Annotated in this window: 21 protein-coding genes; 10 read left to right on the forward strand and 11 right to left on the reverse strand. The window is 70.7% G+C overall.

Annotation, left to right across the window (positions count from 1 at the left end; translation table 11 throughout):
* Nucleotides 1–168: 168 nt before the first annotated feature.
* Genes IRX98_RS13110 through IRX98_RS13145 form a run of 8 tightly spaced genes read right to left on the reverse strand, consistent with a single transcriptional unit; the run spans nt 169 to nt 6,828 of the window.
* On the reverse strand, nt 169–549 hold the full coding sequence (locus tag IRX98_RS13110; protein WP_224277408.1) for a metal-sulfur cluster assembly factor: 381 nt from the start codon (nt 547–549) through the stop codon (nt 169–171).
* Nucleotides 542–1,039 carry a Fe-S cluster assembly sulfur transfer protein SufU gene (gene sufU, locus IRX98_RS13115; RefSeq protein ID WP_224277410.1) on the reverse strand — a complete coding sequence of 166 codons (498 nt, stop codon included), beginning with the start codon at nt 1,037–1,039 and terminating at the stop codon, nt 542–544. Before sufU ends, IRX98_RS13110 begins: the two co-directional genes overlap by 8 nt.
* Nucleotides 1,040–1,043: 4 nt before the next feature.
* The gene (locus IRX98_RS13120; protein WP_372456083.1) at nt 1,044–2,279 is read right to left on the reverse strand and encodes a cysteine desulfurase; all 1,236 of its coding nucleotides are present in this window, start codon (nt 2,277–2,279) and stop codon (nt 1,044–1,046) included.
* A 34-nt stretch (nt 2,280–2,313) separates the two neighbouring features.
* A complete protein-coding gene (sufC, locus tag IRX98_RS13125) occupies nt 2,314–3,078 on the reverse strand; it encodes a Fe-S cluster assembly ATPase SufC (RefSeq protein ID WP_224277412.1) in 765 nt (254 codons plus the stop codon).
* The gene (locus IRX98_RS13130) at nt 3,075–3,437 is read right to left on the reverse strand and encodes a non-heme iron oxygenase ferredoxin subunit (RefSeq protein ID WP_224277414.1); all 363 of its coding nucleotides are present in this window, start codon (nt 3,435–3,437) and stop codon (nt 3,075–3,077) included. Before IRX98_RS13130 ends, sufC begins: the two co-directional genes overlap by 4 nt.
* Complete coding sequence (sufD, locus tag IRX98_RS13135; protein ID WP_224277416.1) at nt 3,437–4,630, reverse strand: Fe-S cluster assembly protein SufD; 1,194 nt, start codon at nt 4,628–4,630, stop codon at nt 3,437–3,439. The genes IRX98_RS13130 and sufD overlap by 1 nt, the downstream gene beginning before the upstream one ends.
* 45 nt (nt 4,631–4,675) lie before the next feature.
* Nucleotides 4,676–6,103, reverse strand: coding sequence for a Fe-S cluster assembly protein SufB (gene sufB / locus IRX98_RS13140; RefSeq protein ID WP_224277418.1), 1,428 nt, complete (start codon nt 6,101–6,103; stop codon nt 4,676–4,678).
* Nucleotides 6,100–6,828 (reverse strand): helix-turn-helix transcriptional regulator, encoded by a 729-nt coding sequence (locus IRX98_RS13145; RefSeq protein WP_372456084.1) that lies wholly within the window; start codon nt 6,826–6,828, stop codon nt 6,100–6,102. Before IRX98_RS13145 ends, sufB begins: the two co-directional genes overlap by 4 nt.
* Before the next feature lie 209 nt (nt 6,829–7,037).
* Here IRX98_RS13145 and IRX98_RS13150 point away from each other — a divergent pair, with 209 nt between their 5' ends.
* Nucleotides 7,038–7,775, forward strand: coding sequence for a laminin G domain-containing protein (locus tag IRX98_RS13150; protein ID WP_224277422.1), 738 nt, complete (start codon nt 7,038–7,040; stop codon nt 7,773–7,775).
* A gap of 48 nt (nt 7,776–7,823) precedes the next feature.
* Here the strand turns inward: IRX98_RS13150 and IRX98_RS13155 are convergent, their stop codons facing one another.
* Both IRX98_RS13155 and IRX98_RS13160 read right to left on the reverse strand, forming a co-directional pair.
* Complete coding sequence (locus IRX98_RS13155) at nt 7,824–8,648, reverse strand: ABC transporter permease (protein ID WP_224277423.1); 825 nt, start codon at nt 8,646–8,648, stop codon at nt 7,824–7,826.
* Nucleotides 8,645–9,637: an ATP-binding cassette domain-containing protein gene (locus tag IRX98_RS13160; RefSeq protein ID WP_224277424.1), complete on the reverse strand. Its 993-nt coding sequence runs from the start codon at nt 9,635–9,637 to the stop codon at nt 8,645–8,647. Before IRX98_RS13160 ends, IRX98_RS13155 begins: the two co-directional genes overlap by 4 nt.
* A gap of 64 nt (nt 9,638–9,701) precedes the next feature.
* Here IRX98_RS13160 and IRX98_RS13165 point away from each other — a divergent pair, with 64 nt between their 5' ends.
* From IRX98_RS13165 to IRX98_RS13175, 3 genes are read left to right on the forward strand one after another with little or no spacing between them, the layout of a single operon-like run.
* Nucleotides 9,702–10,640 carry an ABC transporter ATP-binding protein gene (locus IRX98_RS13165; protein WP_224277425.1) on the forward strand — a complete coding sequence of 313 codons (939 nt, stop codon included), beginning with the start codon at nt 9,702–9,704 and terminating at the stop codon, nt 10,638–10,640.
* Nucleotides 10,637–11,422 carry an ABC transporter permease gene (locus IRX98_RS13170; RefSeq protein ID WP_224277426.1) on the forward strand — a complete coding sequence of 262 codons (786 nt, stop codon included), beginning with the start codon at nt 10,637–10,639 and terminating at the stop codon, nt 11,420–11,422. Before IRX98_RS13165 ends, IRX98_RS13170 begins: the two co-directional genes overlap by 4 nt.
* Nucleotides 11,422–12,348 carry a COX15/CtaA family protein gene (locus tag IRX98_RS13175; protein WP_224277427.1) on the forward strand — a complete coding sequence of 309 codons (927 nt, stop codon included), beginning with the start codon at nt 11,422–11,424 and terminating at the stop codon, nt 12,346–12,348. Before IRX98_RS13170 ends, IRX98_RS13175 begins: the two co-directional genes overlap by 1 nt.
* Before the next feature lie 28 nt (nt 12,349–12,376).
* Here the strand turns inward: IRX98_RS13175 and IRX98_RS13180 are convergent, their stop codons facing one another.
* Complete coding sequence (locus IRX98_RS13180) at nt 12,377–13,420, reverse strand: heme o synthase (RefSeq protein ID WP_372456085.1); 1,044 nt, start codon at nt 13,418–13,420, stop codon at nt 12,377–12,379.
* Nucleotides 13,421–13,574: 154 nt separating this feature from the next.
* Between IRX98_RS13180 and tkt the strand changes: the two genes are divergently transcribed.
* From tkt to pgl, 6 genes are read left to right on the forward strand one after another with little or no spacing between them, the layout of a single operon-like run.
* Nucleotides 13,575–15,704 (forward strand): transketolase, encoded by a 2,130-nt coding sequence (tkt, locus tag IRX98_RS13185; RefSeq protein ID WP_224277429.1) that lies wholly within the window; start codon nt 13,575–13,577, stop codon nt 15,702–15,704.
* A 41-nt stretch (nt 15,705–15,745) separates the two neighbouring features.
* Nucleotides 15,746–16,861, forward strand: coding sequence for a transaldolase (tal, locus tag IRX98_RS13190; protein WP_224277431.1), 1,116 nt, complete (start codon nt 15,746–15,748; stop codon nt 16,859–16,861).
* Nucleotides 16,858–18,519 (forward strand): glucose-6-phosphate isomerase, encoded by a 1,662-nt coding sequence (gene pgi / locus IRX98_RS13195; protein WP_224277433.1) that lies wholly within the window; start codon nt 16,858–16,860, stop codon nt 18,517–18,519. The genes tal and pgi overlap by 4 nt, the downstream gene beginning before the upstream one ends.
* Nucleotides 18,519–20,042: a glucose-6-phosphate dehydrogenase gene (gene zwf, locus IRX98_RS13200; protein WP_224277435.1), complete on the forward strand. Its 1,524-nt coding sequence runs from the start codon at nt 18,519–18,521 to the stop codon at nt 20,040–20,042. The genes pgi and zwf overlap by 1 nt, the downstream gene beginning before the upstream one ends.
* Nucleotides 20,042–20,953: a glucose-6-phosphate dehydrogenase assembly protein OpcA gene (locus tag IRX98_RS13205; protein WP_224277437.1), complete on the forward strand. Its 912-nt coding sequence runs from the start codon at nt 20,042–20,044 to the stop codon at nt 20,951–20,953. Before zwf ends, IRX98_RS13205 begins: the two co-directional genes overlap by 1 nt.
* Nucleotides 20,950–21,678 (forward strand): 6-phosphogluconolactonase, encoded by a 729-nt coding sequence (gene pgl, locus IRX98_RS13210; RefSeq protein ID WP_224277439.1) that lies wholly within the window; start codon nt 20,950–20,952, stop codon nt 21,676–21,678. Before IRX98_RS13205 ends, pgl begins: the two co-directional genes overlap by 4 nt.
* Nucleotides 21,679–21,716: the final 38 nt, after the last annotated feature.

Consider the following 21,716-nt stretch of genomic DNA (forward strand, 5'->3'; position numbering starts at 1 on the left):
GAGCACCCCCTCCGCCACGGAATATCCGCAGGTCAGGAGCGCCTTGACCACGGCGGGCCTTATGCCGGGTCGCCGGGTCTCGACCCGCCCGTCGCGGGTTCGCAAGCTCACCCGCGGGGCTCGCTCGACCTCTTCGGGTTCGGTCAGGCGCTCCGCGCCCGACCGACCTCAGACGTTGAAGCCGAGGGCGCGCAGCTGCTCGCGGCCGTCGTCGGTGATCTTGTCCGGACCCCACGGCGGCATCCAGACCCAGTTGATCGCCACGTCGTTGACGAGGCCCTCGAGGGCGGCGTTGGTCTGGTCCATGATGACGTCGGTCAGCGGGCAGGCGGCCGACGTCAGCGTCATGTCGAGGACGGCGTTGGCGTGCTCGTCGAGGTGCACGTCGTAGACGAGGCCGAGGTCGACGACGTTGATCCCCAGCTCGGGGTCGACGACGTCCTTCATCGCCTCGGTGACGTCGTCGACGGTCACCGTCGACGTGCCGCCTCCGGCGCTCGCCTCGGGCACCTCGGGCAGGTCGCTGTGGTCGATCTGCTGGTCAGTCATGGGTGACTCCTCCGGTCTGGGCCGAATCTGATTGGGCCTGGGCGGTCGCGTCCTTCCACGCCATCCAGGAGAGCAGCGCGCACTTCACGCGCGCGGGGAACTTGGCGACACCGGCGAACGCGATGCCGTCCTCGAGGACGTCCTCGTCGGGCTCCACCTGTCCCTTGCCCTGCATGAGCTCGAGGAAGGTCTGGTGGATCGACATCGCCTCGTCGACCGGCTTGCCGATCACGAGGTCGGCCATCACCGACGTCGACGCCTGGGAGATCGAGCACCCGACCGCGTCGTAGGACACGTCCTGCACGACGCGACCCTCCGCGCCGTCGGCCAGGTGCACGCGCAGGGTGACCTCGTCGCCGCACGTGGGGTTCACGTGGTGCACCTCGGCAGTGCCGGCGGAGGACGGGTCGCCCCTCAGTCCCTTGTGGTGCGGGTTCTTGTAGTGGTCCAGGATGATCTCCTGGTAGAGCGAGTCCAGCTCGGCACTCATCGGTTCATCCCACCTTGAAGTAGCTGCGGGTGTGGTGGAGGCCCTCCACGAGCGCGTCGATCTCCGCCGGCGTCGTGTAGAGGTAGGACGACATCCGCGTCGAGCTCTGCACGCCGAAGCGGGCGTGCGCGGGCTTGGCGCAGTGGTGGCCGGCGCGCACGGCGACACCGCGCGAGTCGAGCACCTGGGCGATGTCGTGGGGGTGGACGCCGTCGAGCTCGAAGGAGATCGCGCCGCCGCGCCGCGTGGCGTCGAGCGGACCCATCACCCGCAGCCCGGGCACGGTCTGGAGCCCCTCGAGGGCGTACGCCGTGATCGCCTGCTCGTGGGCGTGGATCGCGTCGAGCCCGATGTGGCCGAGGTAGTCGACCGCGCAGCCCAGCCCGACCGCCTCGACGATCGGCGGGGTGCCGGCCTCGAAGCGGTGGGGCACCTTGGCGTACGTCGAGCGCGCCATGGTCACGGTCTCGATCATCTCGCCGCCGCCGTGGAAGGGCGGGAGCGCGTTGAGCAGGTCCTCACGACCCCACAGCACGCCGATGCCGGTCGGGCCGCAGACCTTGTGGCCGGTGAAGACCAGGAAGTCGCAGCCGACGGCCTGCACGTCGACCGGGAGCTGCGGCGCGGCCTGGGAGGCGTCGATCACCGACAGCGCGCCGAAGGCGCGGGCGCGCTCGACGAGGTCGGTCACCGGGTTGATCGTGCCGAGCATGTTGGAGACCCACGTGAAGGCCAGGACCTTGGTGTTCTCGTCGACGAGCTGGTCGGCGTTGCCCAGGTCGAGCTCCCCCTCGTCGGTCAGCCCGAACCAGCGCAGCTCCGCGCCGGAGCGCTCGCAGGCCAATTGCCACGACACGATGTTGGAGTGGTGCTCCATCTCGGTGATGACGACGTTGTCGCCGGGGCCGAGCTCGATCGTGCGCGCCAGCAGGTTGAGCGCCTCGGTGGCGTTCTTGGTGAAGACCACCTCGTTGCGCGACGGCGCGTTGAGGAAGGCCGCCACCTTGTCGCGAGCGCCCTCGTAGGCCTCGGTCGACTCCGCGCCGAGCTGGTGCATGGCGCGGGCGATGTTGGCGTTGTGGCGCTCGAGGTGGTCGACCATCGTGTCGATGACGACCTGCGGCTTCTGCGAGGTGTTGGCGCTGTCGAGGTAGACCAGCGGCACTCCGCCCGCGAGCGTGCGCTCGAGGATCGGGAAGTCCTTGCGGATCACGTCGAGATCCGGAAGCAGTCCTTCCATCATGGTCTCCCTTCGGTGCGTTGGCGTGGCCGGATCAGACCGACGCGGCCTTGCTGAGGTACTTGTCGTAGCCGTTGGCCTCGAGCTCGTCGGCGAGCTCCTTGCCGCCGGACGCGGCGACCTTGCCGTCGACGAAGACGTGGACGTGGTCGGGCTCGATGTAGCGCAGGATGCGGGTGTAGTGGGTGATCAGCAGGACGCCCTTGCCCTCGCGCGCCCGGAAGCGGTTGACGCCCTCGGAGACGATCTTCAGCGCGTCGATGTCGAGGCCGGAGTCGGTCTCGTCGAGGACGGCGACCTTGGGGTCGAGCAGCTCGAGCTGCGCGATCTCGTGGCGCTTCTTCTCACCACCGGAGAAGCCCTCGTTGACGTTGCGGGTGCCGAAGGTCGGGTCGAGGTTCAGCTGCTCCAGGGCCGCGTTGACGTCCTTGACCCAGGTGCGCAGCTTGGGCGCCTCGCCGTCGATGGCGGTCTTGGCGGTGCGGAGGAAGTTCGACACGGAGACGCCGGGGACCTCGACGGGGTACTGCATCGCGAGGAAGAGCCCGGCGCGGGCGCGCTCGTCGACCGAGAGCGACAGCACGTCCTGGCCGTCGAGGGTGACCGAGCCGCCGGTGATCGTGTACTTCGGGTGGCCGGCGATGGAGTAGGCCAGGGTCGACTTGCCGGAGCCGTTGGGGCCCATGATGGCGTGCGTCTCGCCGTCGTTGATGGTCAGCGTGACGCCCTTGAGGATCTCCTTGGGGCCGTCCTCGGTGTCGACGGTGACGTGCAGGTCGGTGATGACGAGCTTGCTCATGCGGGGGTGACTCCGTTCAGGGTGGTCTCGATGTCGACGTAGACGTCGCTGGTGCCGTCGGCACCGGCGCGTACGTCGACGGGGAAGGTGGCGACCGGCTCGGTCGCGGGGAAGTTGGTCGGCTTGCCGGTGCGCAGGTCGAACATCGACCCGTGCAGCCAGCACTCGATCTGGCAGCCGCCGTCGTTGGTGGCGACCTCGCCCTGGCTCAGGGCGACCTCGGCGTGGCTGCAGAGGTCCTCGACCGCGAAGACCTCGTCGCCGTCGCGGGCGATGGCGATCTCGTAGCGGCCGACGGTGACGGGCAGGGCCTGGTCGGTCGGCACCTCGTCGAGGGCGCAGACGCGCTCGAAGCCCATCAGGAGAGCTCCTTCAGCACGTTCTTGGCCAGCTCCGCCTCGACCGTGGCCAGCAGCCGCTCCTCGATGGAGGGCACGCCGACCTTGCGGATGAGGTCGTTGAAGAAGCCGTGGACGACCAGGCGCTGGGCCTCCTTCTCGGAGATCCCGCGCGCCTGGAGGTAGAACAGCTGCTCGTCGTCGAAGCGGGCCGTGGCCGAGGCGTGCCCAGCACCCTCGATCTCGCCGGTCTCGATCTCGAGGTTGGGGATCGAGTCGGCCTGGCAGCCGTCGGTGAGGACGAGGTTGCGGTTCTCCTCGTAGGTCTCGATGCCCTCGGCGACCTTGCGGATCAGCACGTTGCCGACCCACACGGTGTGCGCCTTCTCGCCCTGCAGCGCGCCCTTGTAGACGGCGTGCGACTTCGTGCGCGGCGCGGTGTGGTCGGCGAAGATCCGGTGCTCGATGTGCTGGCCGGCGTCGGCGAAGTAGAGACCGAGCAGCTCGGCGGAGCCGCCGGGGCCGTCGTAGGTCACGTTGGCGTCCATGCGCACCACGTCGCCACCGAAGGAGATCGCGGCGTGCTTGTAGGACGCGTCGCGACCCACGCGCGCCTGGTGGTGCGAGAGGTGCACGGCGTCGTCGGCCCAGTCCTGGATCGAGACGACCGAGGCGTCGGCTCCGTCGGCCACGACCACCTCGACGACGGCCGCGACCGCGGCCGAGCCGGTGTGGTTGAGCACCACGACGGCCTTGCTGTGGGTGCCGAAGCGCAGCACCACGTGGGCGCCGCTGGTCACGTCGGCGTCTGTGCCGTCGACGTCGATGACGATCGGCTCGGAGACCTCGGTGTCGGCCGGCACGTCCACGAGCAGCGTCGCCGGGACCTCGGCGAGGATCCGGGCGGTGAAGCGCGTGTTGGGCGCCCAGCCGCTGACGCCTCGCAGCGAGGTGGCCTCGTCGCCGGTCACCACGCCGACCTTCGCGCCCTCGGGGGCGTTCCAGGTGGCGCGGGTGTTGCGCCCGTCGAGCGGGGCGTCGGCGTGCAGGCCCTTGAGCCGCTTGAGCGGCGTGAAGCGCCAGATCTCCTCGCGGCCGGTCGGGACCAGGTGGTCGGCGACGTCGTAGGAGCCGGCCGGGTGGAGGTGGCTCTCCACCTTGTCGAGCGGCGCCTGCTCCAGCGCGGAGCGGACTGAATCAGTGGTGACGGTCACTACTTCTCTTTCTACGTGCGGATCGGACGGGGACGGGCGCGAGCGTCAGCCCACGGCCCCTTCCATCTGGAGCTCGATGAGGCGGTTGAGCTCGAGGGCGTACTCCATCGGCAGCTCCTTGGCGATCGGCTCGACGAAGCCGCGCACGATCATCGCCATCGCCTCGTCCTGCTCCATGCCGCGCGACATGAGGTAGAAGAGCTGGTCGTCGGAGACCTTCGAGACGCTCGCCTCGTGGCCCATCGACACGTCGTCCTCGCGGATGTCGACGTAGGGGTAGGTGTCGCTGCGGCTGATCTGGTCGACCAGCAGCGCGTCGCACAGCACGTTGGACTTCGAGCCGTGGGCGCCCTCGTTGACCTGGATCAGGCCGCGGTACGACGTACGGCCACCGCCGCGCGCCACCGACTTGCTCAGGATCGAGCTCGACGTGTGCGGCGCTGCGTGCACCATCTTGGCGCCGGCGTCCTGGTGCTGGCCCTCACCGGCGAACGCGATCGACAGCGTCTCGCCCTTGGCGTGCTCGCCCATGAGGTAGATGGCGGGGTACTTCATCGTCACCTTGGAGCCGATGTTGCCGTCGACCCACTCCATGGTCGCGCCGGCCTCGCAGGTGGCGCGCTTGGTGACGAGGTTGTAGACGTTGTTCGACCAGTTCTGGATGGTCGTGTAGCGGCAGCGACCACCCTTCCTGACGATGATCTCGACGACCGCGGAGTGCAGCGAGTCGGACGAGTAGATCGGCGCGGTGCAGCCCTCGACGTAGTGCACGTAGGCGTCCTCGTCGACGATGATCAGCGTCCGCTCGAACTGGCCCATGTTCTCGGTGTTGATCCGGAAGTAGGCCTGCAGCGGGATGTCGACGTGGACACCCTTCGGGACGTAGATGAACGAGCCGCCCGACCACACCGAGGTGTTGAGCGCGGCGAACTTGTTGTCGCCGACCGGGATGACGGTGCCGAAGTACTCCTTGAAGAGCTCCTCGTGCTCCTTCAGGGCGGTGTCGGTGTCGACGAAGATGACGCCCTGCTCCTCGAGGTCCTCGCGGATCGAGTGGTAGACGACCTCGGACTCGTACTGCGCGGCGACGCCCGAGACGAGGCGCTGCTTCTCCGCCTCCGGGATGCCGAGCTTGTCGTAGGTGTTCTTGATGTCCTCGGGGAGGTCGTCCCACGTGGCCGCCTGCTTCTCGCTGGAGCGCACGAAGTACTTGATGTTGTCGAAGTCGATCGTCGAGAGGTCCGAGCCCCAGGTTGGCATCGGCTTGCGGTGGAAGAGCTTGAGGCCCTTCAGGCGCAGGTCGAGCATCCACTGCGGCTCGCTCTTGAGGCCGGAGATGTCGCGTACGACGTCCTCGCTGAGGCCGCGCTTGGCGACGGAGCCCGCCGCGTCGCTGTCGGACCAGCCGAACTCGTAGCGGCCGATGCCCTTGAGCTCCGGGTTCATTTCTTCGATGCTCAGGTTCTGGGTCATGACTGCTCCTTCTTGGGGTCCGTCTGAGGGTCCGTCTTGAGGGTCTGGGGGATGCAGGTGGTGCACACGCCGTCGCCGTGGGCGATGGTCGCGAGGCGCTGGACGTGGGTGCCGAGCACGGAGGCGATCGCCTCGGTCTCGGCCTCGCACAGCTGCGGGAACTCGTGGGCGACGTGGGCGACCGGGCAGTGCTGCTGGCACAGCTGCTCCCCCACGACCGGCAGGTCGCGCACCGAGGCGGCGTAGCCGTTCTGGGTGAAGACCCGCGCGAGCGCCTCCGCAGGCGTCAGGTCGGGGTCGGCGGCCGTGACGACGGCGTAGTCGCGCTCGACGAAGGCGACACGGCGGCGGGCGAACTCGACCACCGCGTCCTCGCCCTGGGTCTCGGCGAGGAAGCGCATCGCCTGCACGGCGAGGTCGTCGTACTGCTGGTCGAAGCTGTCGCGTCCCGCCTCGGTGAGCGCGAAGACCCGCGCCGGGCGGCCGCGACCGCGGGTGCCGTAGACCTTCTGCTCGCGCGACTCCACGATGCCCTCCGCGAGCAGGTGCTCGAGGTGGCGGCGTACGGCGGCGGGCGTCAGGTCGAGGCGACCGGCGAGGTCGGCTGCGGTGGAGGGCCCGTTCTCCAGGATCGTGCGCGCCACGCGGTCGCGCGTCGGCGCGTCCCCGTCAGGGCTCGCCGAAGCGCGGCTGGGCGCTCCTGCGGTCGATCCGGACAATTCCACAACGACAGTGTGACGTTATTGCCCCACCCGCTTCAAGGAAGGGTCCCCTAAGTCACCTGACGACATCCCTCTGGGGGCGCCGGCGTCCCGCGCACGGCTCTGTCGTCCCCGAAAGTCGGTAATCGTGCAGAGAGCCGGGCAGGAGCCGGCCCGAGAGGCGTTCTCTGGACCGGGAGGCCGATCTTCGGCCGACGGGGAGGAGGATGACCATGAGAGCACGACGAGGAGCCACGGGCGTCGCGTTGGTGGCGGGGCTGTGCCTCGTGGCCCCGATGGCGCAGGCGGAGGTGGGTCGCACGTCTGCCCGCCTCGCACCCGTGACCACGCTGGCACTGGAGCTCAATGAGGCGCAAGGGGCGACGGTCGCCACGGACAGCTCCGGCATGGGCAACCACGGAGCGATCGGGAGCCACCTGAGGCTCCGCGGGTCGTACGCCACCTGGGACCGACACGATCCAGCCGCCGGCATCTACTACGGCGGCGCCCACCTGGTGATGGTCCCCGATGCGGCGAACGGATCACTCGACCCTGGTGGCGGCAACTTCTCGGTCGAGATCCGCTACCGCTCGACGGTGAAGTTCGGCAACGTGATCCAGAAGGGCCAGTCGAAGGACTACGGCGGCCAGGTCAAGTTCCAGCAGCCGAAGGGCATCATCAGCTGCATGTTCAAGTCACCGACCGGCCAGGCCGCAGTCAACTCCAAGACGCCGCTCAACGACGGACAGTGGCACGTGGTGCGCTGCGAGCGCACGACGACGCAGGTGACGATGTACGTCGACGGTGTCTACCGCAACCGGATCCGCAAGACGACCGGCGTCATCGACAACAGGAAGCCCTGGACCATCGGCGGCAAGTTCGACTGCGACACCAGCGACCCGACGGTCGGGGCCGACAGCTGCGACTACTTCGCCGGAGACATCGACTACGTGCGGCTCACCAAGGGCTGAGGCCACCCGGGGCCGAGGCCACCTGACGAACTCGCCGCCCCACGCCGCTCATCCGGCCGTGCGGCTGCGGAAGGTGCGGATCGCGAGCGGGGCCACCACGGCGGTGATCAGGATGATCCAGCCGATCGTGAACGGGATCGGGTGGTGCATCGGGAAGGCCGCGCCCTCGGCCAGCGGCTGGTCGTTGCCCCAGAGCTCGCGCACCGCCTGGGTGAGCGAGGAGATCGGGTTCCACTCGGCGATGAAGCGCAGCACCGTGGGCATCCGGTCGGTGGGCGCGAAGGTGTTGGCCAGGAACGTGATCGGGAACATCGTCGCGAACATGACCCCGTTGACCGCCTCGACCGAGCGCATGGCGGAGCCGACCCAGATGCCCACCCAGATCATCGCGAATCCCCAGCCGAGCAGCAGGAGGTAGCCCAGTGCGGCCTCGAAGACGTTGGTGTGGATGCGCCAGCCGATGACGAGGCCGGTCAGCGACATCACCACCAGGCCGATCGACGCGTGGGCAAGGCTCGAGATGCTGCGACCGACCAGCACCGCGGCCGGGTTGATCGGCAACGAGCGCATCCGGTCGACGATGCCCTTGTCGAGGTCGGCGGTGAGCCCGACCGCGACGATGAAGGAGGCGAAGGCCACCGTCTGCGCCATGATCCCGGCAAGCAGGAAGGCGCGGTAGCCGGCGGGCGTGGCCACGTCGATGGACGAGCCGAAGACGTAGGCGAAGAGCAGCACGAACATCACCGGCTGGATCGTGACGTCGAGCAGCATCTCCGGCATCCGGCGGATGTGGCGGAAGTTGCGGCGCGCGATCGCCCACGACTGCGTGAGCAGGCCCGTGGTGCGGATCTCTGGTCGCTCGATCGTGCTCATCGGGTCACCTCCCCTGCCGGCTGGCCGGCGGTCTGGTCGTCCTCGGCGCCGTCCTCGGCCCGGTGGCCGGTGAGGTGGAGGAACACGTCGTCCAGGCTCGGGCGCTTGAGCCCGATGTCGTCGAGCACGATCCCGCTCTCGTCGAAGATGCCGGCCACGCGGGTCATGTGCCCCAGCCCCTCGGCCGGCGCGGTGAGCTGCCGGGCACCGGCGTCGAGGTGCACCTCGCGCACGTGCGGGCGCATCAGCGCCTCGGCCGCGGCCAGGTCGTCGGCGTGCGACACCGTGACCACCAGGGCCGCAGCGCCGGACCGGTCCTTGAGCTGGAGCGGTGTGCCCTCGGCGATCACCGTGCCCCGGTCGATGACCACGATGTTGTCGGCCAGCTGGTCGGCCTCCTCGAGGTACTGCGTGGTCAGCAGGAGCGTGGTGCCGTCCTTCACCAGCTCTCGCAGCACCTCCCACAGCTCCACGCGTGAGCGCGGGTCGAGGCCGGTGGTCGGCTCGTCGAGGAAGAGCACCGGCGGCGTGGCGATCAGGCTGACGGCGAGGTCGAGTCGCCGACGCATGCCGCCGGAGTAGGTCTTCGCGATGCGGTCACCGGCCTCGGCGAGCGAGAAGCGCTCGAGCAGCTCGGCGCTGGCGCGGGTGATGTAGCCCGCGTCGAGGCCGTAGAGCTGGCCGATGAGGCGGAGGTTCTCCCGGCCGGTCAGCAGCTCGTCGACGGTGGCCGCCTGACCGGTCAGGCCCATGCTGCGGCGCACGGCCGCGGGGTCGTCGAGGATGTCGTGGCCGGCGACACGGGCGGTGCCGGAGGTGGGGCGGGTCAGCGTGGTCATCATGCGGACCGTCGTGGTCTTGCCGGCTCCGTTGGGCCCGAGGAGGCCGAGCACGGTGCCCTCCGGCACGACGAAGGACACCCCGTCCACGGCCACGGTGTCCCCGAAGTGCTTGACGAGGCCCTCGGCCTCGATCGCTGGGCGAGTCATGGTCGCCACGCTAGCGGCGGGGACCGACAGCCGCCGCTCATTAACCCGCACCTAGGATTGGACCGTGCCAACCGCCTCCCCCGCCGTCGAGATCGACGGCCTGGTGATGGCGTACGGCGACAAGGTGGCCGTCGACGGCCTCTCGCTCGAGGTGACCCGCGGGTCCGTCACCGCCGTCCTCGGTCCCAACGGGGCCGGGAAGACCACGACCCTAGAGACCTGCGAGGGCTACCGCGTCCCCCAGCGCGGCACCGTGCGGGTGCTGGGGCTCGACCCGCAGCGCGACCGCGCGGCGCTGCTCCCCCGGATCGGTGTGATGCTCCAGGCCGGCGGTGCGTGGAGCGGCGTACGCGCGGTGGAGATGCTCGAGCACATGGCCTCCCTGCACGCCCACCCGCTCGACACCCGGATGCTGGTCGAGCGCCTCGGCCTGGGTGACTGCGGGCGTACGCCCTACCGCCGGCTCTCAGGAGGGCAGAAGCAGCGCCTCGGGCTCGCCATCGCGCTGGTCGGCCGCCCCGAGCTTGTCTTCGTCGACGAGCCGACCGCGGGCATGGACCCGCAGGCCCGGCGCACGACCTGGGAGCTGCTCGAGGAGATCCGCGCCGACGGCGTGACGGTGGTGCTCACGACCCACCACATGGACGAGGCCGAGCAACTCGCCGACCGCATCCACATCATCGACCGCGGCCGCGTGATCACCAGCGGCACGCCGGCCGAACTGACCCGCGGCGGCCGCTCGGCCACCATCCGCCTCGTGGTCAACCGCCCGTTCCCCGAGGGCGCCCCCGAGTCGCTGCGCGCCGAGCTCGGCCCCGAGACCGAGGTGCGCCAGCTCGACGAGGTCAGCATGCTCATCCACGGACCCGCCGACTCGACCACGCTGGGCCGGGTCTCGCGCTGGTGCGAGGAGCACGGGGTGCTCCCCCAGACCCTCAACCTCGGTCAGCGCACCCTCGAGGACGTCTTCCTCGAGCTCACCGGACGCGAGCTCGCGTCGTGAGCCCCCACACCTTCGCCCCGGCCCCCGGTGGTGCGTCACTGCGCCGCATGGTGCTCGCCCAGTCCCGGATGGAGGCGCGGCTCATGCTGCGCAACGGCGAGCAGCTGCTGCTCGCCATCGTCATCCCGGTCATCGTGCTCGTCGGCGGCGTGGCCGCGGCCGGGCGGATCGGGATCGACCTCGACGGCCACCGCGCGGTCGACATCCTCACGCCCGGCGTGCTCGCGCTGGCGGTGATGTCCACCGCCTTCACCTCGGTGGCGATCTCGACCGGCTTCGAGCGCCGCTACGGCGTGATCAAGCTCCTCGGCGCCTCGCCGCTGCCGCGCCACGGCCTGCTGCTCGGGAAGGTGCTGGCCCTGCTCAACGTGGTCGCGCTCCAGCTCGTCGTGCTGGTGGTCGTGGGGCTGCTGCTCGGCTGGGAGCCGACGCCGGCCGCACCGGCACGCACGGTTCTGGGCGTGGTGCTGGCGGTCGCGCTCGGCACCGCCGCCTTCGCCGCCCTCGGCCTCTTCGTGGCCGGTGCGCTGCGCGCCGAGGCGACCCTCGCCCTGGCCAACCTCGTCTACCTCCTGCTCATGGCTGGCGGCGGCGTGGTCCTCCCGGCCAGCACCTACGGCGCTGCGTCCACTGTCATCCAGTGGCTCCCGTCCGGCGCGCTCGGCGAGGCGATGCGTACGGCTCTCGTGGACGCGGGCGTCGACGGCCGCTCCCTGCTCGTCCTCGCTGCCTGGGCCGCCCTGGGCACGCTGCTCACTGCTCGAACCTTCAGGTGGGAATGATGCACACCCTGCTCGCCCGGCTCTCCCGGTACCTCTGGCCACTCGCGGTGGCCAACCTGCTCGCCAACATCGGCATCGTGGTCACCGGTGGCGCCGTACGCCTCACCGGCTCCGGTCTCGGCTGCCCGACCTGGCCGCGCTGCACCGACGAGTCCTACGTCGCCCACGGCGAGCTGGGGCTCCACGGCGCCATCGAGTTCGGCAACCGGCTGCTCACCTTCGTGCTCGTCGCGATCGCGCTCCTGTGCTTCCTCGCCGCCCTCGGCGCGAGGCACCGCCGCGCGACGCGGCTCTCGCTCGTCATCGGCCTCGGCATCCCGCTCCAGGCCGTCATCGGCGGCATCACGGTGCTGACCGACCTGAACCCGTGGATCGTCGCCGGGCACTTCCTGCTGTCGATGGCGATGATCATGGTGTGCGTCGCACTCCTCGACGAGCTGCGCAGCCCCGACCGCGCAGCCGCCCCCCGGCTGCCGCGCAGGCTGGCCTGGGCGACGCTGGCGTCGGGCTGGGTGGCGCTCTACCTCGGCACCGTCGTCACCGGCGCCGGTCCGCACGCGGGCGACACCGACTCGCCCCGCAACGGCCTCGACCCCGCAACGGTCTCGCAGGCGCACGCCGTCTCCGTCTACGTCCTGGTGGCCCTCACCGTCGCGCTGCTGGTCGTCGCCGTCCGCGGTGGCCACCAGTGGCTGGCCCGGGTGACCGGCCTCGTGCTCCTCGTCGAGGTCCTGCAGGGGGTGCTCGGGTGGGTGCAGTACTGGCTGGACCTGCCGGTCGCGCTCGTCGCCCTGCACATGCTGGGCGCGGGGCTCCTCGCCGCGGGGCTTGCGCGGCTCGGGCTCGCGGTGCTGCCGCACGCCTCGACCAACGAGGCGGAGGCCGACGCCGGCACGCAGCCGCACCCCGCGACCCACCTCGGCTGAGGCCGGGTCCGGCCCTCGGGCCGGGCGGTCAGCCCAGCAGCGGGTCGAGCGCCACCGCGACGAAGAGGAGCGAGAGGTAGAGGTTCGATGCGTGGAACAGGCGCATCGGGTTGATCTCGGACAGCGCGTCGAAGCGCTTCGCACGGCCCCACATGCGGTGGGCCTCCACGAGGAAGACCGCGCCGAGGACGGCGGCGGCCACGGGGTAGACCAGACTCGTGCCGGCCACCGGCCACAGCAGCAGTGAGGTCGCGACCATCACCCAGCTGTAGACCACCACCTGGCGGCCCACCTCTGCGGCGGGCTTCACGACCGGCAGCATCGGCACGTCGACGTTGCGGTAGTCCTCGCGGTAGCGCAGCGCCAGGGCCCAGGTGTGGGGCGGGGTCCAGAAGAAGACGACCATGAAGAGCACGACCGGTGTCCACGCGAGCGAGCCGGTCACGGCCGTCCACCCGATGAGGGTCGGGAAGCAGCCGGCGATCCCACCCCAGACGATGTTCTGCGTGGTCCGGCGCTTGAGCAGCATCGTATAGACGAAGACGTAGAACGCGATCGCGGTCACCGACAGCACCGCGGACAGGGTGTTGACCCCCACCCAGAGGATCACCGTCGACAGCACGCCCAGCACGGCCCCGAAGACGAGAGCGGCGCGCGGGGACACGATGTGCCGCGGCAGCGCCCGTCGCCTGGTCCGGCGCATCTGCTCGTCGATGTCGCGGTCGTAGACGCAGTTGAAGACCGACGCGGAGCCCGCGGAGAACGTGCCGCCGAGGACCGTCCACACGACCGTGGACAGGTCCGGCACGCCGCGCGCGGCGTAGAACATGACCGGCACCGTCGTGAGCAGCAGGAGCTCGATGACGCGCGGCTTGGTCAGCCCGACGTAGGCGGCGACGACGTCGCGCCAGGTGGGCGGACCGTCAGCCCCGCGCTCGTCACCGGTCGACGGCCGCGCGGATGCTGCATGCGGACCGGCGTGGGACACGGTGGGGACCTCGGTGACAGGAGGGGGCGGGACTGGACGGATGCGATCCCGACTTCGGGGAACCGAGGTGGATGAGGAGCACATGAACCGGCATCCGGACGGCCCGTCGGGCGGGGTCGAGTCTACTCGGCCACGGCGATAGGCTCGCAGTCGAGGCCACCTCACGCACCTGTGATCCTGCACTCCAGCCCGAGCTCCAGCCCGAGCCTCGGGCCGCACTCCACCGAGAGGAACCGCGTTGACCGAGAAGTCCGCCCTGCCCACCACCCTCGAGTGGGACGACGTCGACCAGCGCGCGGTCGACACCTCCCGGGTCCTGGCGATGGACGCGGTCCAGAAGGTCGGCAACGGCCACCCCGGCACGGCCATGAGCCTCGCGCCGGTGGCGTACCTGCTGTTCCAGAAGGTCATGCGCCACGACCCGGCCGACCCCGAGTGGATCGCCCGCGACCGGTTCGTGCTGTCGTGCGGCCACAGCTCGATCACCCTCTACACCCAGCTCTACCTCGGCGGCTTCGGCCTCGAGCTCGACGACCTCAAGGCACTGCGCACGTGGGGCTCGAAGACCCCCGGCCACCCCGAGCTCGGCCACACCGCCGGCGTCGAGGTGACGACCGGACCATTGGGCCAGGGCGTCGGCAACGCCGTCGGCATGGCGCTCTCGGGACGACGCGTCCACGGCATGCTCGACGCCGACGCGGCTCCCGGTGAGGGCCTGTTCGACCACCAGGTCTACGTCGTGGCCTCTGACGGCGACCTCCAGGAGGGCGTGAGCTCCGAGGCGAGCTCGATCGCCGGCACCCAGAAGCTCGGCAACCTCACCGTCATCTACGACCGCAACCGGATCTCCATCGAGGGCGACACCGACATCGCCTTCACCGAGGACGTCGCCGCCCGCTACGAGGCCTACGGCTGGCACGTCCAGACCGTCGACTGGACCAACGGCGGCACCGACTACGTCGAGGACGTCCCGGCACTCTACGCCGCCATCCGCGAGGCCCGCGGCGTGAGCGACCAGCCCTCGCTCATCGTGCTCGACACTGTCATCGCGTGGCCCGCACCCAACGCCCAGGGCACCGAAGCGGCCCACGGCAGCGCCCTCGGCGCCGAGGAGGTCGCCGCCACCAAGAGGGTCCTCGGCTTCGACCCCGACCAGACCTTCGAGGTCCCGCCGGGCGTGCTCGAGCGCACCCGCGAGCTGCGCGAGCGCGGCTCCGCGTGGGGAGCCGAGTGGGACGAGGCGTACGCCGCCTGGGCCGACAAGCACCCGGAGTCCGCCGAGCTGCTGCACCGGCTCAAGCGCCGCGAGATGCCCACCGAGCTCGCCGAGGCGCTGCCGACCTTCCCGGCCGACGCCAAGGGCGTCGCCACCCGCTCCGCCTCCGGCAAGGTGATCAACGCGCTCGCGCCGGTGCTGCCCGAGCTGTGGGGCGGCTCCGCCGACCTCGCCGGCTCCAACAACACCACGATCACCAGCGCCCCGTCCGTCGGTCCCGAGGTCGCCGAGATCGGCGAGTGGAGCACCGACCCCCACGCCGGCCGCGTCCTCCACTTCGGCATCCGCGAGCACGGCATGGGCGCGATCATGAACGGCATCGCGGCCGACCGGCTCACCCGCGTGTTCGGCGGCACGTTCCTCACGTTCTCCGACTACATGCGCGGCTCGGTGCGCGTGGCCGCGCTCAGCAAGCTGCCCGTCACCTACGTGTGGACCCACGACTCCATCGGCCTGGGCGAGGACGGCCCGACCCACCAGCCGGTCGAGCACCTCGCCGCCCTGCGCGCCATGCCCGGCCTCGACGTCGTACGCCCCGCGGACGCCAACGAGACCGTCGCCGCGTGGCAGACGATCCTGGGCCGCACCGACTCCCCCGCCGCACTCGCCCTGACCCGCCAGAACGTGCCGGTCTTCCCGCGCGGCGACGACGCCGACTCCGGGCAGACGTGGGGCTCGACCGAGGGCGTGGCCCGCGGCGCCTACGTGCTGCTCGACGCCGACAAGGGCACGCCCGACGTGATCCTCGTCGGCACCGGCTCCGAGGTGCAGCTCGCCGTCGAGGCGCGGGCGCTGCTCGCCGAGGACGGCATCGACGCCCGTGTGGTCTCGATGCCCTGCCTCGAGTGGTTCGACGAGCAGGACGAGTCCTACCGCGACACCGTCCTGCCCCCCACCGTGAAGGCGCGTGTCTCCGTCGAGGCCGGCGTCAGGCAGGGCTGGCGCGAGATCGTCGGCGACAACGGCCGGATCATCAGCATCGACCACTACGGCGCGTCGGCCGACTACGCCCGGATCTACACCGAGCTCGGCATCACCGCCCAGGCCGTCGCCGACGCCGCACGCGACAGCGTCGCCGTCGTCAACGCCTGAGCGACCCCGACCGCCCAGACCCCATCCACGGGAGGAACCCCATGAACGACCGCCTCAAGGCCCTGGCTGACGCCGGGGTGTCCATCTGGCTCGACGACCTGTCCCGCGAGCGCCTCGAGACCGGCAACCTCGCCGACCTCGTGCAGAACGGCAGCATCGTCGGGGTGACGTCCAACCCGGCGATCTTCCAGACCGCGCTGGCCGACGGCGAGCGCTACGACGCCCAGGTGCGCGAGCTCGCCGCCGACGGTGCCGACGTCGACCGCGCCACGATGGTCATCACCACCGACGACGTGCGCGAGGCCTGCAAGGTCATGCGTCCGGTCTTCGACGCCACCGACGGCGTCGACGGCCGCGTCTCGATCGAGGTCTCCCCCGGCCTGGCCCACTCGACCGACGAGACCGTCGCCGAGGCCGCCGCGCTGTGGAAGACCGTGGACGAGCCGAACGTGATGATCAAGATCCCCGGCACCGAGGCCGGCTGGCCTGCGATCACCGACACGATCGCCGCCGGCATCTCGGTCAACGTGACGCTGATCTTCGGCCTCGAGCAGTACCGCAACGTGATGGAGGCCTACGTCTCCGGCCTCGAGAAGGCGCTGGAGAACGGCCACGAGCTCGCCGACATCCACTCGGTCGCCTCGTTCTTCGTCTCGCGCGTGGACTCCGAGATCGACAAGCGGCTCGAGGCCACCACCGAGGGTCCCGGCACCGACCCGGCACTGCGCGGCAAGGCCGGCGTGGCCAACGCCCGCCTGGCGTTCCAGATGTACGAGGAGTTCTTCTCCGGCTCCCGCTGGGAGGCGCTGGAGGCCAAGGGCGCGCGCAAGCAGCGGCCGCTGTGGGCCTCGACCGGCGTGAAGAACCCCGACTACGACGACACGATGTACGTCGTCGACCTCGTCGTCGAGGACACCGTCAACACCATGCCGGAGAAGACCCTCGACGCGGTGGCCGACCACGGCGAGGTGCGCGGGGACCGCGTACGTCCCTTCTACGACGACGCCGCCGCGCACATGCAGGCGCTCGCCGACGCGGGCATCGACTACGACGACGTCATCGCGGTGCTCATCGCGGAGGGCGTCGACAAGTTCGTCGTCGCCTGGGACGAGCTCCAGACCACCCTGGCGGCGTCGCTCGAGGCCGCGCGGGCATGAGCACGGGCGCGGTCGACCCCACCACCACGGCCGCGTGGAGCCGGCTGGCGCAGCTGGCCGGCTCCTACGAGCCCGACCTGCGCTCCTCCCTCACGCCCGACTGGGTCGCGCAGCAGACGCTCGCGGCGGGCGACCTGCACGTCGACCTGTCGAAGAACCTCCTCGACGCCGAGGTCGAGTCGGCCCTGCTGGCGCTCGCCGACGAGGTCGACGTCCTGGGGCGCCGCGACGCGATGCTCTCCGGTGAGCGCATCAACGTCACCGAGGACCGCGCCGTGCTCCACACCGCGCTCCGCCTCCCGGCGGGCGCGTCGCTGACGGTCGACGGCCAGGACGTGGTGGCCGACGTGCACGAGGTGCTCGAGCGGGCGTACGCCTTCGCCGGACGCGTGCGCTCGGGCGAGTGGACCGGGGTGACCGGGCGTCGCATCGAGACGGTCGTCAACATCGGCATCGGCGGCTCCGACCTCGGCCCGGTGATGGCCTACGAGGCCCTCGAGCCCTACCGCCGGGACGGCCTGTCCTGCCGCTTCATCAGCAACATCGACCCGACCGACGCCGGGCAGTCGCTGTCCGGTCTCGACCCCGAGTCGACGCTCTTCATCGTCTCCAGCAAGACCTTCGGGACGCTCGAGACACTGACCAACGCGCGGCTCTGCAAGGCCTGGCTGCTCGAGCACCTGCCCGTCGGCACCGACGCCGACGCTGCGGTCGCGCAGCACTTCGTCGCCGTCTCGACCGCGCTCGACAAGGTCGCCGACTTCGGCATCGACACCGACAACGCCTTCGGCTTCTGGGACTGGGTCGGCGGACGCTACTCGATGGACTCCGCCATCGGCCTCTCGCTGGTGATCGCCATCGGTGCGGAGCGCTTCGCCGAGCTGCTGGCGGGCTTCCACGCGATGGACGAGCACTTCCGCACCGCGCCCCCGGCCGCCAACGTCCCGCTGAAGATGGGGCTGCTCAACGTCTGGTACACCAACTTCCTCGGTGCGCACACCCACGCAGTGCTGCCCTACTCCCAGCTGCTGCACCGCTTCCCCGCCTACCTCCAGCAGCTGACGATGGAGTCCAACGGCAAGGGCGTGCGGTGGGACGGCACTCCGGTCGGCTACGACACCGGCGAGGTCTTCTGGGGCGAGCCCGGCACGAACGGGCAGCACGCCTTCTACCAGCTGATCCACCAGGGCACCCGGCTCGTGCCGGCGGACTTCATCGCCTTCGCGCGTCCGGCGTACCCCCTCGTCGACGAGGTCGACGGACGGCAGGTCGACGTCCACGAGCTGTTCCTCGCCAACTTCTTCGCCCAGACCAAGGCGCTGGCCTTCGGCAAGACCGCCGACGAGGTGCGTGCCGAAGGCGTGGACGAGGCGCTGGTGTCGGCCCGCACGTTCCCCGGCAACCGGCCCACGACGTCCATCATGGCGCCGCTGCTGACGCCGGGCGTGCTGGGGCAGCTGGTCGCGCTCTACGAGCACATCACCTTCGTCGAGGGCGCGGTGTGGGGCATCGACAGCTTCGACCAGTGGGGCGTCGAGCTCGGCAAGCAGCTCGCCCAGGAGCTGGGCCCCGCCGTGTCGGGTGATGCCGACGTGCTCGCGCAGCAGGACCCCTCCACCCAGTCCCTGATCGGCTACTACCAGGAGCACCGAGGCTGATGACGCACGTGAACCCGCTGCGCGACCCGCAGGACCGCCGGCTCCCCCGCATCGCCGGGCCTTGCGGGATGGTGCTCTTCGGCGTGACCGGCGACCTGTCGCGCAAGAAGGTCATGCCGGCCATCTACGACCTGGCCAACCGTGGGTTGCTCCCGCCGGGCTTCAGCCTCGTCGGGTTCGCCCGCCGCGACTGGGCCGACCAGGACTTCGCGCAGATCGTGCACGACGCGGTCAAGGAGCACGCACGTACGCCGTTCCGCGAGGAGGTCTGGAACCAGCTGTCGGAGGGCTTCCGCTTCGTGCCGGGCAACTTCGACGACGACGACGCCTTCGAGCAGCTGCGCCGCACCGTCGAGGAGCTCGACCAGCTCCGCGGCACCGGCGGCAACATGGCCTTCTACCTCGCGATCCCGCCGTCGTTCTTCGGCACGGTCGTGGGCCAGCTGAAGAAGCACGGCCTCGCCGACCGGGACGGTGACCAGTGGCGCCGGGTGGTCGTGGAGAAGCCGTTCGGCCACGACCTCGAGTCGGCGCGTGAGCTCAACGACGTCCTCGCCGACGTCTTCCCGTCGGGCTCGATCTTCCGCATCGACCACTACCTCGGCAAGGAGACGGTGCAGAACATCCTCGCGATGCGCTTCGCGAACAACATGTTCGAGCCGATCTGGAACGCCAACTACGTCGACCACGTGCAGATCACGATGGCCGAGGACATCGGCATCGGCGGTCGCGCCGGCTACTACGACGGGATCGGCGCCGCTCGCGACGTCATCCAGAACCACCTCCTCCAGCTGATGGCGCTGGTCGCCATGGAGGAGCCGATCGCCTTCGACGCCGAGAGCCTGCGCATCGAGAAGCTCAAGGTGCTCGCCTCCGCGCAGCTGCCCCCGCGGCTCGACACGACCACGGCGCGCGGCCAGTACGCCGCCGGCTGGGCCGGCGGGGAGAAGGTGACCGGCTTCCTCGAGGAGGAGGGCATCAAGAAGACCTCGACGACCGAGACCTTCGCCGCGATCACCGTCCACGTCGAGACGCGGCGCTGGGCCGGCGTGCCGTTCTACCTCCGCACCGGCAAGCGCCTCGGCCGACGCGTCACCGAGGTGGCCGTCGTGTTCAAGAAGGCGCCGCACCTGCCCTTCTCGCAGACCTCCACCGAGGACCTCACCCAGAACGCCCTCGTCATCCGGGTCCAGCCCGACGAGGGCATGACGATGCGGTTCGGGTCGAAGGTGCCCGGCACCGCCATGGAGATCCGCGACGTCAACATGGACTTCGCCTACGGCGGGTCCTTCACCGAGGCGAGCGCCGAGGCCTACGAGCGACTCATCCTCGACGTGCTGCTCGGCGACCCGCCGCTCTTCCCGCGCCACGAGGAGGTCGAGCTGTCGTGGAAGCTGCTCGACCCGGTCATCGACCACTGGGCGAAGAAGGGCCGGCCCGACGCGTACGACTCCGGCACCTGGGGTCCCCCGTCCGCTGAGAAGATGCTGGCCCGCGACGGCCGCACCTGGAGGAGGCCCTGATGATCGAGCTCACCGACACCAACTCGGCCAAGATCGCCGCGGAGTTCGTCCGGTCCCGCACCCGCGCCGGCAGCCCTGCGATGGGGATGGTGATGACGCTGATCATCGTGGCGCCCGAGGACGACGCCGCCGAGGCGATGCTGGCGGCCAAGCGGGCCTCGCGCGAGCACCCGTCGCGCGTGCTCGGCGTGATCCTGGGTGACGCGCGGGGTTCCGCCGTGGTCAACGCGCAGGTCGGCAGCGGTGACGGGTGGGGCGGCGAGACCGCCCTCATCCGGCTCAAGGGCGAGGTGGTCAAGCACGCCGAGTCGGTGGTGCTGCCCCTGCTCCTGCCCGACTCCCCCGTCGCCATCTGGTGGCCCACCGCCGCACCCGCCGACCCGGCGTCCGACCCGCTCGGCGCGCTGGCCCAGCGCCGGATCACCGACTCGGCCGGGGTCTCGCGGGGCAAGGCCACCGCGATGCTCACCCAGTGCCAGCACTACGCGCCCGGCAACACCGACCTCAGCTGGACCCGCCTCACACCGTGGCGGGCACTGCTCGCGGCGGCGCTCGACCAGCACCCGCTCAAGGTCACCGGCGCGAGGGTGACCGCGGAGCGGGTCAGCCCGAGCGCGGACCTCCTCGTGGCGTGGCTCTGCGACCGGCTCAAGGTCGAGGTGACCCGCGGCAGCTCCGACGGTCCCGGCATCACCGAAGTGAGCATGGACACCAAGGAGGGGGCGATCCGCATCTCGCGTGCCGACGGCCGCCTGGCGACGTTCACCTCCCCGCATCGGCCCGACCGGCCCGTCGCGCTCAAGCGGCGCGAGGTGCCGGCCCTGCTGTCGGAGGAGCTGCGCCGCCTCGACGAGGACGACGTCTACGCCGCCGTCGCGGCCAAGCTGGTCAAGCTGCGGAGCCCGAAGTGAGCGCCCCGGAGATCCGCCGGCACGACGACGCCGACCTCCTCGTCGGTGACATCGCCTCCGCCCTGCTGGACCGGCTCGAGGCCGCCCAGGCGCGCGGTGAGGTCCCGCAGGTCGGACTCACCGGCGGCAGCATCGCCGAGGCGCTGCACCGCGAGCTCGCGCGGCGCGCGGCCGACTCCTCGCTCGACTGGTCGCGCGTGGTCTTCTGGTGGGGTGACGAGCGGTTCGTGCCCGCCGACTCGCCCGACCGCAACGCCCGCCAGGCCCGCGAGGCGCTGCTCGACCACGTCGACGTCGACGCCGCCAACGTCCACGAGGTGCCCGCCAGCGACCAGGTCGCCACCGCAGAGGACGCCGCTGCTGCCTACAGCGACGCGCTGCGCGAGCACGGCGCCGGCTTCTTCGAGGTGCTGATGCTCGGGATCGGACCGGACGGTCACTGCGCCTCGCTCTTCCCCGGCCACCCCGCCCTCGGCGCCCGCGACGCGATCGCGGTCGCGGTCCACGACTCCCCCAAGCCGCCGCCGGACCGGGTGACCCTCACCTTCGAGACCCTGGGGCGCTCCCGCGCGGTGTGGTTCATCGCCAGCGGTGAGGGCAAGGCCGAGGCCGTCGCGCGAGCTCTGGCCGAGGACGGTTCGGTCGAGGAGACCCCCGCCCGCGGCGTACGCGGCGAGGAGACCGTGTGGTGGCTCGACGAGGACGCCGCCTCCGCCCTCCCCTGACCCCCGAGCCGGCGCATCTGCACGCCCAGGCCCGTCGA

Origin of the sequence: Nocardioides lacusdianchii (genome assembly GCF_020102855.1) — a bacterium.
Taxonomy (GTDB): Bacteria; Actinomycetota; Actinomycetes; order Propionibacteriales; family Nocardioidaceae; genus Nocardioides; species Nocardioides lacusdianchii.

Excerpts from the sequence above, each read along its gene's own strand:
- IRX98_RS13110 (WP_224277408.1), bottom strand. The coding sequence starts at position 549 with ATGACTGACCAGCAGATCGACCACAGCGACCTGCCCGAGGTGCCCGAG.
- sufU (WP_224277410.1), bottom strand. The coding sequence starts at position 1,039 with ATGAGTGCCGAGCTGGACTCGCTCTACCAGGAGATCATCCTGGACCAC.
- IRX98_RS13120 (WP_372456083.1), bottom strand. The coding sequence starts at position 2,279 with ATGGAAGGACTGCTTCCGGATCTCGACGTGATCCGCAAGGACTTCCCG.
- sufC (WP_224277412.1), bottom strand. The coding sequence starts at position 3,078 with ATGAGCAAGCTCGTCATCACCGACCTGCACGTCACCGTCGACACCGAG.
- IRX98_RS13130 (WP_224277414.1), bottom strand. The coding sequence starts at position 3,437 with ATGGGCTTCGAGCGCGTCTGCGCCCTCGACGAGGTGCCGACCGACCAG.
- sufB (WP_224277418.1), bottom strand. The coding sequence starts at position 6,103 with ATGACCCAGAACCTGAGCATCGAAGAAATGAACCCGGAGCTCAAGGGC.
- IRX98_RS13150 (WP_224277422.1), top strand. The coding sequence starts at position 7,038 with ATGAGAGCACGACGAGGAGCCACGGGCGTCGCGTTGGTGGCGGGGCTG.
- IRX98_RS13155 (WP_224277423.1), bottom strand. The coding sequence starts at position 8,648 with ATGAGCACGATCGAGCGACCAGAGATCCGCACCACGGGCCTGCTCACG.
- IRX98_RS13160 (WP_224277424.1), bottom strand. The coding sequence starts at position 9,637 with ATGACTCGCCCAGCGATCGAGGCCGAGGGCCTCGTCAAGCACTTCGGG.
- IRX98_RS13175 (WP_224277427.1), top strand. The coding sequence starts at position 11,422 with ATGCACACCCTGCTCGCCCGGCTCTCCCGGTACCTCTGGCCACTCGCG.
- IRX98_RS13180 (WP_372456085.1), bottom strand. The coding sequence starts at position 13,420 with ATGTGCTCCTCATCCACCTCGGTTCCCCGAAGTCGGGATCGCATCCGT.
- tal (WP_224277431.1), top strand. The coding sequence starts at position 15,746 with ATGAACGACCGCCTCAAGGCCCTGGCTGACGCCGGGGTGTCCATCTGG.
- pgi (WP_224277433.1), top strand. The coding sequence starts at position 16,858 with ATGAGCACGGGCGCGGTCGACCCCACCACCACGGCCGCGTGGAGCCGG.
- zwf (WP_224277435.1), top strand. The coding sequence starts at position 18,519 with ATGACGCACGTGAACCCGCTGCGCGACCCGCAGGACCGCCGGCTCCCC.
- IRX98_RS13205 (WP_224277437.1), top strand. The coding sequence starts at position 20,042 with ATGATCGAGCTCACCGACACCAACTCGGCCAAGATCGCCGCGGAGTTC.